Consider the following 15807-nt stretch of genomic DNA (forward strand, 5'->3'; position numbering starts at 1 on the left):
AACCCCTTTCCTACCCACTTTAGGTTTAACTGCTATCCGCATTGCAGCAACTATCTACCAGGCGCATAATTAGCCTGCTTACTTATATTCAATCGATAGCGCAAACAGCGCGCCACACTGCGGAACGCTATGTCACCCACAGAAGCCCCCATAAACTGGAAACGTAACCTCACCGTTGCCTGGCTCGGTTGTTTTTTAACCGGCGCAGCATTTAGCCTGGTTATGCCCTTTTTACCCCTCTATGTCGAGAGTCTCGGCGTCACAGGTCATAGCGCCCTGAACATGTGGTCAGGCCTGGTCTTCAGCATCACTTTTCTCTTTTCCGCCATCGCCTCTCCTTTCTGGGGTGGTCTTGCCGATCGCAAAGGGCGAAAAATCATGCTGCTGCGTTCCGCGTTGGGCATGGCTATTGTGATGCTGCTGATGGGCCTGGCGCAAAATATCTGGCAGTTCTTGATCCTGCGAGCACTATTGGGGCTACTCGGCGGTTTCATTCCCAACGCCAATGCACTGATCGCCACCCAGGTTCCGCGCAATAAAAGCGGATGGGCGCTGGGAACGTTATCAACCGGTGGCGTCAGCGGCGCACTCCTCGGACCGCTGGCAGGAGGCTTACTTGCCGACCAGTATGGGCTACGCCCCGTTTTCTTTATTACCGCCAGCGTGCTGCTACTCTGCTTTATTCTGACGTTATTTTTTATTCGCGAGCATTTCCAGCCGGTGAGCAAGAAAGAAATGCTGCACATTCGCGAAGTTGTAGCCTCGTTAAAGAACCCCAAACTGGTGCTGAGCCTGTTTGTTACAACGCTGATAATCCAGGTAGCAACCGGCTCCATCGCGCCAATTCTGACGTTGTACGTTCGGGAACTGGCCGGCAACGTCAGTAATATCGCTTTTATCAGCGGCATGATTGCCTCTGTACCTGGTGTAGCTGCGTTAATTAGCGCTCCAAGGCTTGGCAAACTCGGTGACCGAATTGGCCCAGAGAAGATCCTGATTGTTGCTTTGGTCATTTCCGTGCTGCTGCTTATTCCAATGTCGTTTGTACAATCGCCCTGGCAACTTGGCGTGTTGCGCTTTTTATTGGGTGCAGCCGACGGGGCTCTGCTCCCGGCGGTACAAACGCTGCTGGTCTATAACTCGACCAATCAGATCGCCGGGCGTATTTTCAGTTATAACCAGTCATTTCGTGATATCGGCAACGTAACGGGGCCGTTAATGGGGGCGGCAATATCCGCCAACTATGGTTTTCGCGCCGTGTTCTGCGTGACCGCGGGCATCGTGCTGTTTAACGCTCTCTACTCGTGGAATAGCCTGCGCCGTCGCCGAAGCGCTGAGGCCGCTGGATGAATTTCGTGTATTCATACTTGCAATATCGCAGAATCAACTATTATTTCCCTGAATGCTTCATTAAATCAAAGGGAGACTCCGATGACCATGTATGCCACGCTGGAAGAAGCCATTGATGCCGCTCGTGAACAATTTTTGGCAGATAACCCCGATCTTGAACCAGACGAAGCCAGTGTCGGGCAGTTAAACGTACAAAAATACGTGCTACAGGATGGGGACATCATGTGGCAGGCGGAATTTTTTGCTGACGAAGAGAGTGATGAAGGCGAATGTCTGCCAATGCTGAGCGGTGAAGCGGCGCAGAGCGTTTTTGATGGCGACTATGACGAGATTGAAATCCGTCAGGAGTGGCAGGAAGAAAACACCCTTCATGAATGGGATGAAGGTGAATTCCAGCTGGAACCTCCCCTTGATACTGAAGAGGGTCAAACCGCAGCCGATGAATGGGATGAGCGATAGTTACTCGTAAGGTCCATGATGAATATCGAGCGGTAGCAGCAACGTATCAAACACCAGCGAAAAAGGCAGGTCGAGAATGGTGACGTAACGCCATGCGGAGTCGCGGACATCCCATTGCACGCCCGGATAGTATTGGTTTCCGTGCCCTTGTCCTGGGATGGTTCGGCTAATAATACTGCCGCATCCGCTCAGGAAGAACACCATGATCCCCACAGCTAATATTCGCACCTGATACCTCCCGACTCTTTTATTCAGTATAAAAAAATACCGGCACCAGGCCGGTATTTTCACGTCATAGAACGCTTATTCTTTCCTGAGCGCCAGCGGGTTCAGAGTCAGCCCCTGATAGTAATTCACCCAAGAAGAATACTTATCAGGTGAATTCCAGACGCGGTAATGTAATCGCGCCATCGTTACTGGATCGCTCAACAAGACCAGGCGGCGGTCACGGTTCAGTTTCTCCGGCGTTTCGTTCAGCGCCTGCTCCACATGACGGTCGCGGGCTATCTCAAGCACGTTGCTGGCACGGTGACGCGCAGTCGCCATTGCCGTTGCCAGAGCGTTAAACGACGGGTTAAACACCGCATGCATAAAGCCGTCGTTCAGCGTACGATTGCGGTTCATCACCAGGTAGGTATCTGTATCTACCAACACCTGCGGCGGAGAATATTCTTCCGGGATCAGGAACAGCTTCCAGCGCTTGGTACGTAAGCCAACCGTGGAACGACTGGAAATCACGGAAACAAACGGCGACAGGATCAGCGAGAAAACGATCGGTGCCAACCAGAACAGGAAACGCAGATCCAGCCAGGCCATACCCACAGCCCACACCAGCCCCAGTAGTAACTGAGAGCCGTGACGCATAAACGCTTCCCCCCACGGGGTGGAATCGTCATCACGCTGCGGGGAATTCCACACGACTTCCCATCCGAGGAAAGCGCTCACGACGAAGACGGTATGGAACAGCATACGCACCGGTGCCAGCAGCACGGAGAACAGAACCTCCAGCAGCAGCGACAGCGTAACGCGGATGAACCCACCGTACTCTTTCGTCCCTTTACACCAGATGAGCAAAATACTCAGCAGCTTCGGCAGGAACAGCAGCACCATCGTCGAAGCAAACAGTGCTATCGCCAGTTCAGGACGCCACTGCGGCCATACCGGGAACAACTGGCGTGGTTGCAGGAAGTACTGCGGTTCCGTTACCGCGTGAACCACCTGTAATGCCGTAGACAGCGCGAGGAACATAAACCAGAGCGGCGCGGACAGATAGGACATAACGCCGGTCAGGAATACCGCGCGGTGAACCGGGTGCATCCCCTTAACCAGGAACAGACGGAAGTTCATCAGGTTGCCGTGGCACCAGCGTCGGTCACGCTTGAGTTCATCCAGCAGGTTCGGTGGCAGCTCTTCATAAGAGCCCGGCAGATCGTAAGCAATCCACACGCCCCAGCCGGCACGCCGCATCAACGCCGCTTCCACGAAGTCATGGGAGAGGATCGAGCCCGCAAACGAGCCTTCGCCCGGTAACGGCGCAAGCGCACAGTGCTCGATAAACGGCTTCACGCGGATAATTGCGTTGTGGCCCCAGTAGTGTGATTCGCCTAACTGCCAGAAGTGAAGTCCGGCAGTGAACAGCGGCCCATACACACGGGTCGCAAACTGCTGGCAGCGCGCATACAGCGTATCCATACCGGAAGCCTTCGGTGAAGACTGGATAATCCCGGCATTCGGATTGGCTTCCATCAGGCGTACCAGTCCGCTCAGACAGTCACCGCTCATTACGGAGTCCGCGTCCAGCACTACCATGTAGCTGTACTGATTTCCCCAGCGACGGCAGAAGTCATCAATGTTGCCGCTTTTACGCTTCACGCGACGACGACGACGACGGTAGAAAATTTGCCCCTCACCCTGCACTTCGGCAATCAGCTCCATCCACGCTTTTTGTTCTGCTACGCAGATATCGGGGTTGTAGCTGTCGCTCAGGATGTAAACATCGAAATGCTCAGCATTGCCCGTTGCTTTGACCGACTCCCACGTGGCACGAAGTCCCGCGAAAACGCGGTCAACGTCCTCGTTACAGATAGGCATAATCAACGCGGTACGGTGTTCAGGATTCAGCGGTTCATCCCCTACCGTTGAGGCAGAGATACTGTACTTATCTCGTCCAATCAGCAGTTGCAGGAAGCCCATCAGCGCGGTCCAGAACCCCGCTGATACCCAACAGAAAAGCACGGCAAACAAAATAAGGATGCCGGTCTGGAGCATGTAAGGCAGCAGTTGCATAAAGGAGACCCACAAATCCTGCCCCATCATGTCTGCAGGATTAATGAATGCCCACCCCTGGTACGGAAGGATTGTCTTCATATACCAGGTTGCGACGACCGTTTGCGCCAGTGTTAAGATCAACAGCGTATAGCGACGAATGGTGCCAACGGTACGCCATTTTTGCTCGCTCACTTGTTCTTCTTTCGTCAAACGAGAAAGATAACGCGGCGTCACATCACGCCCTCGCAGACGATCCCAAAAACGGCCGACCGGGTTGGTACGCCAGGGATCGGGGAACATAGAGGTGCGCGTTGCTTTTGGCATCGCCTGTAGCTGATCGCGCCCTTCATCGTCCTTAATCAACTGATCTTTAGCCACAGAATCCGGCCATGCTTGCTCAAGGCGAGCTTTTACAGAACCCTGCGGTGAATCATCTTCGCGCGAGTACGTACGATGCTCAGCATCCAGCGCCTGATGAACGGCGCGGATGTCAGTTTTCGGCAGTGCCGCTTTTTCGATATCCGAAAGCGGCATTGCATCAATATACTCAGTTGTCTTATTCATTGGCAGGTAACTGGTAGCTCCAGGTTTCACTCAGCGTCTGATCGGCATTGACCAGGGCAGCACGCATTTCAGTGGTTTTCTTCACGTCTTTCACTTTCACGCGCAATACCAAACGCCAACCTTTAGTGACCGGATTGTAGCGCACGGTGTTTTCAACGATTTCACCGTTGTCGCCAATACTGGTTTGTGCGGTAACAGGCGTATCCTGCGGCAGCTTTTTCATATCGGTGCCAGTAAAGTCCACCACAAACGCGATGGTACCGTCAGGCTGACGAATCAGGTTGGACTGTTTAACATCACCGGTAGAACGACGGGTCTGTTGTACCCAGGCATTATCAGGCGCATGAAGCTTGTCTTCATCGCGCGTGAACGTCAGGGTATATTTAAAGTTCATTTCTTTACCGGCTTCAGGCAGCTGATCCGGCGTCCAGTACGCAACGATGTTATCGTTCGTTTCATCGTTAGTTGGAATTTCAACTAACTCAATCTTACCTTTGCCCCAATCGCCTTTTGGCGTGATCCAGGCGCTTGGGCGCAGATCGTAGCGATCGTCGATGTCTTCAAAACGCGAGAACTGACGGCCACGCTGCAACAGACCGAAACCTTGCGGATTTTCCATAGCAAAGCTGCTCACCGCGAGATGTTTCGGGTTATTCAGCGGACGCCAAATCCATTCGCCGTTGCCAGCGTGGATGGACAAACCGTTAGAGTCATGCAGTTCTGGACGATAGTTAGTCGTCGGAGAAGGCTGGTTTGGTCCGTACAGGAACATACTGGTTAACGGTGCAACGCCAAGTTTGCCCACTTTGTCGCGCAGATAAACCTTGGACTGAACATCGACTACCGTGTCACGACCAGGAATGATGACAAAGCGATACGCTCCGGTTGCACGCGGAGAATCCAGTAAGGCATAAATGGTTAAACGTTTATCAGTTGGTTTCGGACGCTCGATCCAAAACTCACGAAAGCGGGGAAATTCTTCACCAGAAGGCAGAGCGGTATCTATCGCGAGACCGCGCGCAGAAAGGCCGTAGACCTGGCCTGCACCCAGAACACGGAAATAGCTGGCACCGAGCATGCTGACGATTTCGTCGTTTTTATCTTTGCTGTTGATCGGATACAGCACTTTGAACCCGGCGAAACCGAGATCTTTTACCGTGTCTTTATCATGCTGAACATCGCCGAAATTAAAGTAATCTGGGCTGTATTTGATTCTTTTCACCGCAGTAGCGGTCACTTCGTTGATTTTGACCGGCGTGTCGAAGTACATACCCTGGTGGTAGAACTCGAGCTTAAATGGGGTCTTAAGATTGCTCCAGTAGGCTTTATCATGATTAAACTGGATCTGCTGATAATCCGCATATTTCATGTCGCGGAAAACGGAGGGCAAGTTACTTTTTGGCGCCTCATAGCCTTTATCGGCTAAGGATTGAGCTTGTTTTGCAACATCATCAATGCTGAATGCCCAGCTCGATGATGTGTACAGCGTTAACATGACTGCTGCACCCAACCAACGCATTTTCATCATTTGTAGTTTATGTTTCATAATTAGTAAGCACTTCCCCCTTTGTGTGCTTATATTGATCCGATCCATTTTAATGGATAATCGGGTATTCCGACAACTGAATCCCTGTATTGTTCGCGCGCTGGCTTATGGTTTAAGCAGGTTCGTCTGCCTGTTTTCACTTTGCGTGCTTATCCTGGAGACAGGTTGTTAGACTTCGTGTAGGGTTGCCTTCGAATGTAACCATTATTCGTCTTAGGGATAAGACGAAAAGTCTGAGAATACATAACTGTCTATGAGCTCTGTATCACCACCACGCGAATATTTTCTTGACTCCATCCGTGCCTGGCTAATGTTGTTAGGGATCCCGTTCCATATTTCATTGATCTACTCCACCCACACCTGGCATGTGAACAGCGCAGAACCATCGTGGTGGTTGACCTTGTTTAATGACTTTATCCATGCTTTTCGCATGCAAGTCTTCTTTGTCATTTCGGGTTATTTTTCCTACATGCTATTTCTACGCTATCCGTTAAAGCGCTGGTGGAAAGTACGTGTGGAACGCGTGGGGATCCCGATGCTAACTGCGATTCCATTGCTTACGCTACCGCAATTTATCATGCTGCAGTACGTGAAAGGAAAAGCAGACAGCTGGCATACTCTCAGCAGCTACGAGAAATACAATGCGCTGGCCTGGGAGCTGATTTCCCATCTGTGGTTTTTACTGGTTCTGGTGGTGTTAACGACCGTAAGCATGTGGATGTTCACCCAGATGAAAAACAGATTAACGCAAAGCGACATCGGCAGTTCGCCTTCGGTGTCGATGACAAAATTAACGCTGATTTTTGCAGTGCTTGGTATCGGTTATGCCGCCGTCAGAAGGACTATTTTCATCTTTTATCCTTCGATTCTCAGCGACGGTATGTTCAATTTTGTCGTTATGCAAACGCTGTTCTATGTGCCTTTCTTTATGCTCGGCGCGCTGGCGTTTATCAATCCTAATTTGAAAGCGCTGTTTACCACACCGTCGCGCGGTTGCACGCTGGGAGCCGCATGCGCATTTGTCGCCTATCTGCTCAATCAGCGCTATGGTAACGGTGATGCCTGGATGTATGAATCTGAATATGTCATTACCATGGTCATGGGCTTGTGGATGGTGAACGTCGTCTTTTCACTTGGTCACCGCTTACTGAATTTCCAGTCAGCCCGCGTGACCTATTTTGTCAACGCATCCCTGTTTATCTATCTGGTGCATCATCCGTTAACACTGTTTTTTGGCGCTTACATTACTCCGCATATCTCGTCGAATCTGCTGGGTTTTCTCTGTGGTCTACTGTTTGTGGTCGGGATTGCGGTAATACTGTACGAAATCCATTTACGCATACCGGTGCTGAAGTTTCTCTTTTCGGGTAAACCACCCGTTAAGCAGGATAAAAACAAGGCCGTAGCCCGTTAGTTTTTCTTTCAACCATTGAGTGATTCAGAGCAACCACTCAATGGGTAACACTGACGCCAGCTTGACCAGCACCCGCTTCCAGAATCCTGTGGCGGGTTCTTTTTTCAGTACCTGTTCACTGCCAGAAAGTCGGTCGACCCAATTAATTCTTCCCCAACGGTCGAGGCGTAGTTGCCAGGCCATATCTCGCTGGCTTTGCATAAACCGCTTATGAATCAACTCTGCCAGCACTTCACTTTCAATCACAAATCCCATTTCCGTATTAAGCAGTGTTGAACGGGGATCAAAATTAAGCGAGCCAATAAACACTTTGCGATCGTCAATGCTGAAGGTTTTCGCATGCAGGCTGGAACCTGAATTACCGGTTAACCCACGATCGTGAACGACCGGGACGCGATCAAGGTTCGGTTTGAGTTCGTATAATTCCACGCCGTAGCGCAGCAGTTTTTTTCTCCAGCGTGCATAGCCAGCATGAACGATTGCCACATCATTCGCCGCCAGTGAATTGGTTAAAATGGCGATCTTGACGCCTTTTCTTACCAGTTTCAGGAGCTGCGCTACACCGGCGCGAGTCGGCACAAAGTAGGCTGAAATGATATCAATACGTTCGGTCGGCGAACCCATCACGTCAAACAAACGCTGTGGTAACAGCGAGTGACGCGGTGCTTTCCCTTCTCCTTTTGCAGGATCATCACTCAGCAAACGCGTTTTTGCCCAAACCAGCGGCAGCGACCGTTGATCAAGATGGGTCATAAACTGGCTGGTTTCCAGCTTATGCTGATAACGACGGGTAATATCATCGTTATACCAGGATTCGGGCAGCTCAATATGGCGCACAGAATCTGGCTCAGACATCTCAAGCACATTTTTTAACGTTGAAACCGAGCGGCAATGCCAGTAACGCTCAAAATCATCGGCGACATCTTTAACCACCGGCCCAATAGCCATGACGTCCAGATCCGAAAACAGCGGTTGTTTTCCCGCGCCAAAATAGGCATCGCCAATATTACGCCCACCCACGAGGGTCACCACGCCATCAGCGGTATAACTTTTATTGTGCATACGCCGATTAAGTCGGGCAAAGTCAGTTAAATAGCCGAGGGCACGCAGAATGCGAAACGAAAAAGGGTTAAACAGGCGAACTTCTATATTCGGGTGGCTATCCAGCAGGCGCAGCGTGTCATCCAGCCCTGGCGTATTATTATCATCCAGCAGCAAACGCACACGTACGCCACGCTTCGCCGCAGCCAGCAGCACGGAAAAGAGCAATAGCCCGGACATGTCGCTTTCCCAGATGTAATACTGCACATCCAGAGTACGCTCTGCCATTTCCGTTAACCGATAACGAGCAGCAAACGCATCGAGGCTGTCATCCAGCGCAAGAATGCCGCATTCTCCCGGGTGGTTTTCACAAAGTGGCGTGATCGCACGCTCAAGTCGCGTCATATCAGTCCGTGTTAGCATCGTCTTGCTGGGTCAGCAATCTCTTGTAAAGTTGGGCGTTTTCTTCATCAAAACACACGAAGAAGATTTGATCGGGCAGTGCGCGGCGGGTAATAAATTTCAGCACCGTATTTACCGCTATTTCTGCTGCCGCCGCGCGGGGATAACCATAAGCCCCGGTGCTGATTGCCGGAAAAGCAATGGACTGATAGCCATTGGCTAAGGCTAGTTGCAAGCTATTCAAGTAAGCCTCTTCGAGGCGTTCAGCTTCATGATGATCGCCGCCCTGCCAGACGGGCCCCACTGTGTGGATCACCGCTTTGGCGGGCAAATTTCCCGCCAGGGTGATCACCGCATGACCTGTTGGGCATTCACCCTGTTGCTGGATAACCTGCTTGCAGGCCGCCAGCAACGCAGGTCCGGCAGCGCGATGGATTGCACCATCGACGCCACCGCCGCCCAATAGCGATGGATTCGCTGCGTTGACAATCACATCAACAGCGATCGTTGTAATATCGCCATGTAACACATGAACACGTGATTGCATAAGTTCCCCCCTGACAAAACACTATTTGCTAAGTGTACAGCAGGGTTTTCCCGGAAATCTCACTTTTTAACCACACGTGTGCATATGTACGCCAGAATGATTCATTTATATTCAATGTTAAGAATTGCCATGTTTTTCTGTTCATTGAGATAGTGCATTTTGACTGTGGCAATTTGCTGCACATTTTGAGGGGCAGTCGCGACCTGTTGCTGATTGTAGAGACTATTACGAGTGGTGCCGTCGCGCATACATGACAATTCAATTTGCTGATGCCGAGCGTTAACATCGCAAGGTGATTCAACTATTGCACCGCGAAAATGAATAACCCCACCGGTTGAGATTTGCTGCGCCATTGCGGGGAGGGTAAAAAGAGAAATGCTGCACAAGCTGATACTTAGAAAACGCTTTAATAATGTACACATAAGGGTTCCTCAATGATTAGCCATCCTTGAGGGATCGAAATGATCCTTCACCGCTGTGATTAACGATCAAATTAAAACGTTTACACGTTTCTATATTCATAGAACAGCAGTGCATTCCCAGCCACACCCTTAATGCAAATACAGCAAAAAAATCATGGGTGACTGTTTGAGTCTGGCCATTGCTGAGACAGATGCAGAGACTGCCCATCCGAAACGGTAACGATAATTTTGACCGAATCCTCAGGTGAAATATTAAAACTCAGTTTGGTTAATTCAATCGGCCGATTAGCGGGGACTGAAAGGCTTGTTTTCTGCTGCGATTGACTTTGCCCCCCCTGCCCTTTACGTATGGCAAGGACTTGTACCTCACATACGCACGGTTGAGTTAACGTCACCTGAGGAATAATGGTGTAGATATCACCTTGCTGAGTTGTATTGAATGTTATTTGATTTGCCAGCGCGGCAATGAGTAAGAGCGTATGCATCATATTCTCCCGAAAAAAAACAGGGCTCACGCCCTGTTTATTATCAGTCAGAAAACTGAATTAGTGTTGGTTAGCAGTAGCGTTGTTGCCAAAGCCAACCTGCTGAATCAGCACATTGGAGTCAGAAGCTGTCTGATTAACCAACGCACCGTTGCGGCCCCCGAACTGGGTCACGCTAATATCAGCATTTTTTGCATTCCACTGATCGATAGTGGCACTGTTCTGGAAGCCGGTCTGTTTCAGGCTGATAGTACTGTCATCAGCACCCTGGCCAACAACAGCTCCGTTACCACGCCCGTGTTGTGTGATGGTGACATCTGATTTACGCGCATCACTTTGCAAAGCATTCGCAGAGTTGCTTGACCCATATTGATAGATACTCAGTGAAGAGTCTGGGCCATAATTACTGCCGCCACCATGATGATTGCCGCCCCATTGCGGAACAACACCAGCCAGAGCACTGCCAGAAACAACGATTGCTGCGAATGCTGCCACTTTTAAAAGTTTCATGGTAAACCCCCATCGGATTGATTTAAACGTCGTTAATGGATTAGCGTTGAGTCACGCGAATTGCCATTTGCGACTGTCTCTGCACCACAACTGCTGTTTTTTGTGTACCGTACTGGGTAATATTGGCTTTATTACCAGAACCTTTCTGGATAATCACCGCCGTATTACCGTATGAACCTTGTTTAATACTCGCATCATTGGAACTACCCGCTTGATCAATATATGCAAAGTTATATGATCCCGTCTGGTCTGTTTTCGCCCGATTACCAGAACCTTCTTGCGAAATGACTGACAATAACTTCGAGCCCCCCTGGCGAGTATTTGCACTGTTCGCAGTGCCAACCTGACCAATAATGGCTGCCTGATTAAATGAAGACTTACTTAATTCATTTACCGCAAAGTTATATTCTGAATTAGCCAAATCATAACTTGTCGTCGCGGCTGCAATCCCAGGCACACCCAGCATTGTAAACATCATAAATAACAACTTGTTTTTCATGTTGTCACCCTGGACCTGGTCGTACATAAAGTAAAATTAATTACCACTCAAATTGTTGTTAACATGACTTACATTTGTTAACGCCACGTTACGATGAAGAGTATGTCTGCGGAAACATTTTAAATAACTCACCCGCCAGTTGTATTTTTATATTAAGATTCACCCCAAAGTACTAATTAACAGTGAACAACACCGTTGCAGCTCTGGATTTTATTTCTTTTTTAACCCGGAAAATGAATTTCTATGCAGTAACACAAAAAACGCGCTTTCCGTGTTTTCTGGGCTTCGTAGCGAGGTACTTCGATAGTTAACGGTACAACTCGTGACAACTGTCATTTTTTTTCATCTAAAATTGTCCAACTTCAAGTGAGACAAAAAAACCTGAATTCACTAGAAATAAAAAACCATCTAATCATAAATTTAATCATTATTAATCAATAACATATTATAATTTGTATGATTTTTTAAATCTATGCAATAAAGCTAAAATGTACAACTTTACTATCAAATCTAAACTCCTGGAAAACTCAAAAATCACATTTTAATATATAAATTTACATCCTGTAACATGTTTAACACTTGCTTTAAGATTTGTAATAGCTAGATTGAAATCAGTTGAAGTCCATTTGTTTTAATATTTTCACCCCATTGGGTCGATATTTTATTTCTACACAGCAGTGCAACATCTGCCAGTACTTCTGGGGTCTCTATTTTAGGTGAGGCAACTGTCAGGTGTGCGACTAAAAAAGTGGAGTTTCATCATGTTTAATGAAGTCCATAGTATTCATGGTCATACATTATTGTTGATCACAAAACCTTCCCTGCAGGCAACTGCGTTGTTACAGCATTTAAAACAATCGCTGGCGTTAACCGGAAAACTACATAATATTCAACGTTCTCTGGATGATATTTCCTCCAGCTGCATTGTTCTACTGGATATGATGGAGGCAGATAAGAAACTGATCCATTACTGGCAAGATAATTTGAGCAGAAAAAACAACAGCATAAAGACTTTATTATTGAATACCCCAGATGATTATCCTTATCGGGATATTGAAAACTGGCCGCATATCAATGGCGTATTCTACGCAACGGAAGATGAGCAGCGTGTCGTCAGCGGATTACAAGGTGTATTGCGTGGCGAATGCTACTTTTCACAAAAGCTCGCCAGCTACCTAATCACGCATTCCGGGAACTACCGCTATAACAGCACGGAGTCGGCATTACTTACGCACCGTGAAAAAGAGATCCTTAATAAACTGCGTATTGGCGCCTCAAATATTGAAATCGCGCGTTCACTATTTATCAGTGAAAATACGGTGAAAACACATCTTTATAATCTTTTCAAAAAGATAGCTGTCAAAAATCGTACGCAGGCGGTTTCGTGGGCCAATGATAACCTCAGGCGATAAAGCCATGAAACGCTATTTGACCTGGATTGTGGCAGCAAATCTGTTCCTTGCTGCCGGGAATCTACACGCGGCTGTAGAGGTGGAGGTTCCCGGACTGTTGACTGACCACACTGTCTCTTCCATTGGCCATGATTTTTATCGGGCCTTTAGTGACAAGTGGGAAAGTAAGTACACAGGAAACTTAACCATTAATGAAAGGCCCAGTGCACGTTGGGGAAGCTGGATCACCATAACTGTCAATCAGGACGTTATCTTCCAGACTTTTTTATTCCCGACGAAAAGAGACTTCGACAAAATTGTGGTCTTCGCATTGGCAGAAACTGAGGAAGCATTAAATCGTCGGCAAATAGATCAAACACTATTAAGCACGAGCGATTTAGCGCGCGATGAATTCTAAAACATGATTTTGTCCGGAGGCTTTCATGCGTGTCAAACATGCAGTGGTTTTGCTCATGCTGATTTCACCATTAAGTTGGGCCGGAAACATGACGTTCCAGTTCCGCAACCCTAACTTTGGTGGCAACCCAAACAACGGCTCTTTTTTACTGAACAGCGCCCAGGCGCAAAACTCGTATAAGGATCCGAGTGCTGGCGACTACGGGATTGAAACCCCATCAGCGCTGGATAACTTTACCCAGGCGATACAGTCGCAAATACTCGGTGGTTTGCTCACCAATATCAATACCGGTAAGCCGGGAAGGATGGTAACCAGCGATTTTATCGTTGATATCGCCAACCGGGATGGACAACTGCAATTGAATGTCACGGACAGGAAAACGGGGAGAACGTCGACTATTGAAGTGTCGGGTTTACAAAATCAGTCGACGGATTTCTAAATTATAGCCACGAAAGGAAAAAATCATGCAGCGCTTACTTATCATGGTGGCAGTAATTTTACTCAGCGGATGTTTAACAGCCCCGCCGAAAGAAGCCGCGAAGCCGACATTAATGCCCCGGGCTCAAAGCTATAAAGACTTGACACATCTGCCCATGCCTACAGGTAAGATTTTTGTGTCGGTATACAATATTCAGGATGAGACTGGCCAGTTCAAACCTTATCCGGCAAGTAACTTCTCAACCGCCGTCCCGCAAAGCGCCACGGCGATGCTCGTCACCGCATTGAAAGATTCTCGTTGGTTCATACCGCTGGAACGTCAGGGGTTACAGAACTTATTGAATGAACGAAAAATTATTCGTGCGGCGCAGGAAAACGGTACCGTTGCCGTGAATAACCGGATACCATTGCAGTCATTAACCGCGGCTAACATCATGGTGGAAGGGTCCATTATTGGATACGAAAGCAACGTTAAATCGGGTGGCGTTGGGGCACGCTATTTCGGTATTGGTGCCGATACGCAATATCAACTCGACCAGATAGCGGTAAACCTGCGCGTGGTTAACGTCAGTACCGGTGAAATCCTCTCATCGGTGAATACCAGCAAAACCATCCTGTCTTATGAAGTCCAGGCTGGGGTATTCCGCTTTATTGACTACCAGCGTTTGTTGGAAGGTGAAATTGGCTATACCTCTAACGAACCGGTTATGCTTTGCCTGATGTCAGCGATTGAAACCGGCGTTATCTTCCTGATTAATGACGGGATTGATCGCGGGTTGTGGGATTTGCAGGATAAGAAACAAGTTGATAATGACATTCTGGTAAAATACCGCCATATGTCGGTACCTCCGGAATCCTGAGTGGTCGGGAAGGTACAAAAAGCGTGAGGCATACCCTCACGCTTTTTTTATTTACTGGTCAGCGTCGACGATATTCGATTCTCACGACGAGACGCCAGCCACAATCCGCTGTTTTTCATCGCATAGCCGAATACCAGACCCAGCGCCAGAGATGGCACGACCAGATGCCAGTCCCCCTGCCCTGCAAACGTCGCGCATGCGCCAATAAACGTGCCTGGCACAAATGAAAGCAACCATTGCTTTGCCTGAATACACATCAGAAACGCGACAATTCCCGTCATGACATAACCAATGATGTCCATATGCGGGGCGAGCGCGCTACCGTTAATAATCACCAACGCCCACACCACACCGCTTAGCAGCGTACACGCCGAGATCCACAGCCCTTTCAGTCCACCCTGCGGACAGGCGAAATAGGCCGTGCAGCCCAGAAAGCCAGCCCAACTGAGTAAGCCAAGAGAAACAGCCACCCATCCCCAGATCCCGGAGAGGATGCCCGTTGTGATTGCAATTGAGAGAAGTATGTTCATGCCGCGTATCTTAGCAGAAAAACGGCATAGGAATGAGATCGTGCACACAAATTATGCAAGAGCCTAATTTGTGTTGCAGTTTAAAGTGATCTAAATCACATTTATTCGTCCGTATCTTCCTGCAATTCGTCCCACATTGCACTAATCGCATCGCGCGTTAATGGCGCCATCGTACGCCAGAACGGCGTGCTGGCGTGCGCTTCAACTTTGCCAAGGAACGTACCACACCAGGGCAGCAGGTATTCTACAAACAACGTTTCAAGCGCTTCGCTTTCATCTTCCGCAGACTGGTCTTCAAGCCAGGATGCCGCCAGCAACAACGTACCAATGTGATCTGCCGGCGTATCTGCCAGCGGCATTCCGCGAGCAGAAAGAAATGCGCGAACATCGGATTCTTTCGCCCCTTCTACCCAGGCGCTACGATAAGGCGACACCGCACACTCGTCACCGACAAACAGCGCATTGTAATCCGCAGCCAGCTGAGACATATCGCAGCTCTTTTGCAGACGGGCCAACAGTTCATCCTGTTCCAGCGGCCAGCTGGCGGACAGTTTACCTTCACTAATCAGGGTAAACAGGGGAACCAGTAAAGGGTCCTGCGGTTGGCGGTAAAACAGCGAGCCCAGTACACGGCACAGGATAGAAAACTCGTTCATTGATATA

General features: G+C 48.9%; 18 protein-coding genes. 7 read left to right on the plus strand and 11 right to left on the minus strand.

Features of this window, described 5'->3' with window-relative positions:
• Positions 1 to 129: 129 nt before the first annotated feature.
• Positions 130 to 1350, plus strand: coding sequence for a multidrug efflux MFS transporter MdtG (mdtG, locus tag NMD08_RS16140; RefSeq protein WP_187252659.1), 1221 nt, complete (start codon positions 130 to 132; stop codon positions 1348 to 1350).
• A gap of 81 nt (positions 1351 to 1431) precedes the next feature.
• Complete coding sequence (locus tag NMD08_RS16145) at positions 1432 to 1809, plus strand: MysB family protein (protein WP_187252660.1); 378 nt, start codon at positions 1432 to 1434, stop codon at positions 1807 to 1809.
• Here NMD08_RS16145 and NMD08_RS16150 read toward each other — a convergent pair whose 3' ends face one another.
• The 3 genes from NMD08_RS16150 to mdoG all read right to left on the minus strand — a co-directional run bounded on the left by NMD08_RS16150 (position 1810) and on the right by mdoG (position 6169).
• Positions 1810 to 2037: a YceK/YidQ family lipoprotein gene (locus tag NMD08_RS16150; RefSeq protein WP_087052693.1), complete on the minus strand. Its 228-nt coding sequence runs from the start codon at positions 2035 to 2037 to the stop codon at positions 1810 to 1812.
• Between the two features lie 75 nt (positions 2038 to 2112).
• Positions 2113 to 4641, minus strand: coding sequence for a glucans biosynthesis glucosyltransferase MdoH (mdoH, locus tag NMD08_RS16155; RefSeq protein WP_370618562.1), 2529 nt, complete (start codon positions 4639 to 4641; stop codon positions 2113 to 2115).
• On the minus strand, positions 4634 to 6169 hold the full coding sequence (mdoG, locus tag NMD08_RS16160) for a glucans biosynthesis protein MdoG (RefSeq protein WP_151219666.1): 1536 nt from the start codon (positions 6167 to 6169) through the stop codon (positions 4634 to 4636). The genes mdoH and mdoG overlap by 8 nt, the downstream gene beginning before the upstream one ends.
• A 271-nt stretch (positions 6170 to 6440) precedes the next feature.
• Here mdoG and mdoC point away from each other — a divergent pair, with 271 nt between their 5' ends.
• Complete coding sequence (mdoC, locus tag NMD08_RS16165; RefSeq protein WP_151219665.1) at positions 6441 to 7601, plus strand: glucans biosynthesis protein MdoC; 1161 nt, start codon at positions 6441 to 6443, stop codon at positions 7599 to 7601.
• Positions 7602 to 7625: 24 nt separating this feature from the next.
• On the opposite strand, the gene NMD08_RS16170 is transcribed toward mdoC, so the two are convergent.
• The 6 genes from NMD08_RS16170 to csgB all read right to left on the minus strand — a co-directional run bounded on the left by NMD08_RS16170 (position 7626) and on the right by csgB (position 11507).
• Positions 7626 to 9065: a phospholipase D family protein gene (locus tag NMD08_RS16170; protein WP_151225222.1), complete on the minus strand. Its 1440-nt coding sequence runs from the start codon at positions 9063 to 9065 to the stop codon at positions 7626 to 7628.
• Complete coding sequence (ymdB, locus tag NMD08_RS16175) at positions 9049 to 9591, minus strand: O-acetyl-ADP-ribose deacetylase (RefSeq protein WP_370618564.1); 543 nt, start codon at positions 9589 to 9591, stop codon at positions 9049 to 9051. The genes NMD08_RS16170 and ymdB overlap by 17 nt, the downstream gene beginning before the upstream one ends.
• A 101-nt stretch (positions 9592 to 9692) precedes the next feature.
• Entirely contained in the window at positions 9693 to 10013 is a 321-nt protein-coding gene (locus tag NMD08_RS16180; protein WP_151219662.1) for a type 1 fimbrial protein, read from the minus strand.
• A 152-nt stretch (positions 10014 to 10165) separates the two neighbouring features.
• On the minus strand, positions 10166 to 10498 hold the full coding sequence (csgC, locus tag NMD08_RS16185; protein ID WP_151219695.1) for a curli assembly chaperone CsgC: 333 nt from the start codon (positions 10496 to 10498) through the stop codon (positions 10166 to 10168).
• Between the two features lie 60 nt (positions 10499 to 10558).
• Positions 10559 to 11008 carry a curli major subunit CsgA gene (gene csgA / locus NMD08_RS16190; protein ID WP_151219661.1) on the minus strand — a complete coding sequence of 150 codons (450 nt, stop codon included), beginning with the start codon at positions 11006 to 11008 and terminating at the stop codon, positions 10559 to 10561.
• A 40-nt stretch (positions 11009 to 11048) separates the two neighbouring features.
• The gene (csgB, locus tag NMD08_RS16195; protein ID WP_151219660.1) at positions 11049 to 11507 is read right to left on the minus strand and encodes a curli minor subunit CsgB; all 459 of its coding nucleotides are present in this window, start codon (positions 11505 to 11507) and stop codon (positions 11049 to 11051) included.
• Positions 11508 to 12268: 761 nt separating this feature from the next.
• Here csgB and csgD point away from each other — a divergent pair.
• From csgD to csgG, 4 genes are read left to right on the plus strand one after another with little or no spacing between them, the layout of a single operon-like run.
• A complete protein-coding gene (gene csgD / locus NMD08_RS16200) occupies positions 12269 to 12919 on the plus strand; it encodes a biofilm master transcriptional regulator CsgD (protein WP_151219659.1) in 651 nt (216 codons plus the stop codon).
• Between the two features lie 4 nt (positions 12920 to 12923).
• On the plus strand, positions 12924 to 13316 hold the full coding sequence (csgE, locus tag NMD08_RS16205) for a curli production assembly/transport protein CsgE (protein ID WP_016152600.1): 393 nt from the start codon (positions 12924 to 12926) through the stop codon (positions 13314 to 13316).
• 25 nt (positions 13317 to 13341) lie between these two features.
• Positions 13342 to 13755, plus strand: coding sequence for a curli production assembly/transport protein CsgF (csgF, locus tag NMD08_RS16210; RefSeq protein WP_003036084.1), 414 nt, complete (start codon positions 13342 to 13344; stop codon positions 13753 to 13755).
• 25 nt (positions 13756 to 13780) lie between these two features.
• On the plus strand, positions 13781 to 14614 hold the full coding sequence (csgG, locus tag NMD08_RS16215) for a curli production assembly/transport protein CsgG (protein WP_151219658.1): 834 nt from the start codon (positions 13781 to 13783) through the stop codon (positions 14612 to 14614).
• A gap of 47 nt (positions 14615 to 14661) precedes the next feature.
• On the opposite strand, the gene NMD08_RS16220 is transcribed toward csgG, so the two are convergent.
• Both NMD08_RS16220 and NMD08_RS16225 read right to left on the minus strand, forming a co-directional pair.
• A complete protein-coding gene (locus NMD08_RS16220; RefSeq protein WP_151219657.1) occupies positions 14662 to 15144 on the minus strand; it encodes a DUF1097 domain-containing protein in 483 nt (160 codons plus the stop codon).
• Positions 15145 to 15245: 101 nt separating this feature from the next.
• Positions 15246 to 15800, minus strand: coding sequence for a molecular chaperone (locus NMD08_RS16225; RefSeq protein WP_151219656.1), 555 nt, complete (start codon positions 15798 to 15800; stop codon positions 15246 to 15248).
• Positions 15801 to 15807: the final 7 nt, after the last annotated feature.

This window comes from Citrobacter meridianamericanus, assembly GCF_041320245.1.
GTDB lineage: Bacteria > Pseudomonadota > Gammaproteobacteria > Enterobacterales > Enterobacteriaceae > Citrobacter > Citrobacter meridianamericanus.

Bases quoted from the DNA above. Each gene is read 5' to 3' on its own strand.
- csgG (WP_151219658.1), top strand. From the start codon at position 13,781: ATGCAGCGCTTACTTATCATGGTGGCAGTAATTTTACTCAGCGGATGT.
- NMD08_RS16220 (WP_151219657.1), bottom strand. From the start codon at position 15,144: ATGAACATACTTCTCTCAATTGCAATCACAACGGGCATCCTCTCCGGG.
- mdoG (WP_151219666.1), bottom strand. From the start codon at position 6,169: ATGATGAAAATGCGTTGGTTGGGTGCAGCAGTCATGTTAACGCTGTAC.
- csgD (WP_151219659.1), top strand. From the start codon at position 12,269: ATGTTTAATGAAGTCCATAGTATTCATGGTCATACATTATTGTTGATC.
- NMD08_RS16225 (WP_151219656.1), bottom strand. From the start codon at position 15,800: ATGAACGAGTTTTCTATCCTGTGCCGTGTACTGGGCTCGCTGTTTTAC.
- mdoH (WP_370618562.1), bottom strand. From the start codon at position 4,641: ATGAATAAGACAACTGAGTATATTGATGCAATGCCGCTTTCGGATATC.
- NMD08_RS16180 (WP_151219662.1), bottom strand. From the start codon at position 10,013: ATGTGTACATTATTAAAGCGTTTTCTAAGTATCAGCTTGTGCAGCATT.
- csgB (WP_151219660.1), bottom strand. From the start codon at position 11,507: ATGAAAAACAAGTTGTTATTTATGATGTTTACAATGCTGGGTGTGCCT.
- NMD08_RS16145 (WP_187252660.1), top strand. From the start codon at position 1,432: ATGACCATGTATGCCACGCTGGAAGAAGCCATTGATGCCGCTCGTGAA.
- NMD08_RS16170 (WP_151225222.1), bottom strand. From the start codon at position 9,065: ATGCTAACACGGACTGATATGACGCGACTTGAGCGTGCGATCACGCCA.
- mdoC (WP_151219665.1), top strand. From the start codon at position 6,441: ATGAGCTCTGTATCACCACCACGCGAATATTTTCTTGACTCCATCCGT.
- csgA (WP_151219661.1), bottom strand. From the start codon at position 11,008: ATGAAACTTTTAAAAGTGGCAGCATTCGCAGCAATCGTTGTTTCTGGC.
- csgC (WP_151219695.1), bottom strand. From the start codon at position 10,498: ATGCATACGCTCTTACTCATTGCCGCGCTGGCAAATCAAATAACATTC.
- csgF (WP_003036084.1), top strand. From the start codon at position 13,342: ATGCGTGTCAAACATGCAGTGGTTTTGCTCATGCTGATTTCACCATTA.
- mdtG (WP_187252659.1), top strand. From the start codon at position 130: ATGTCACCCACAGAAGCCCCCATAAACTGGAAACGTAACCTCACCGTT.
- ymdB (WP_370618564.1), bottom strand. From the start codon at position 9,591: ATGCAATCACGTGTTCATGTGTTACATGGCGATATTACAACGATCGCT.
- csgE (WP_016152600.1), top strand. From the start codon at position 12,924: ATGAAACGCTATTTGACCTGGATTGTGGCAGCAAATCTGTTCCTTGCT.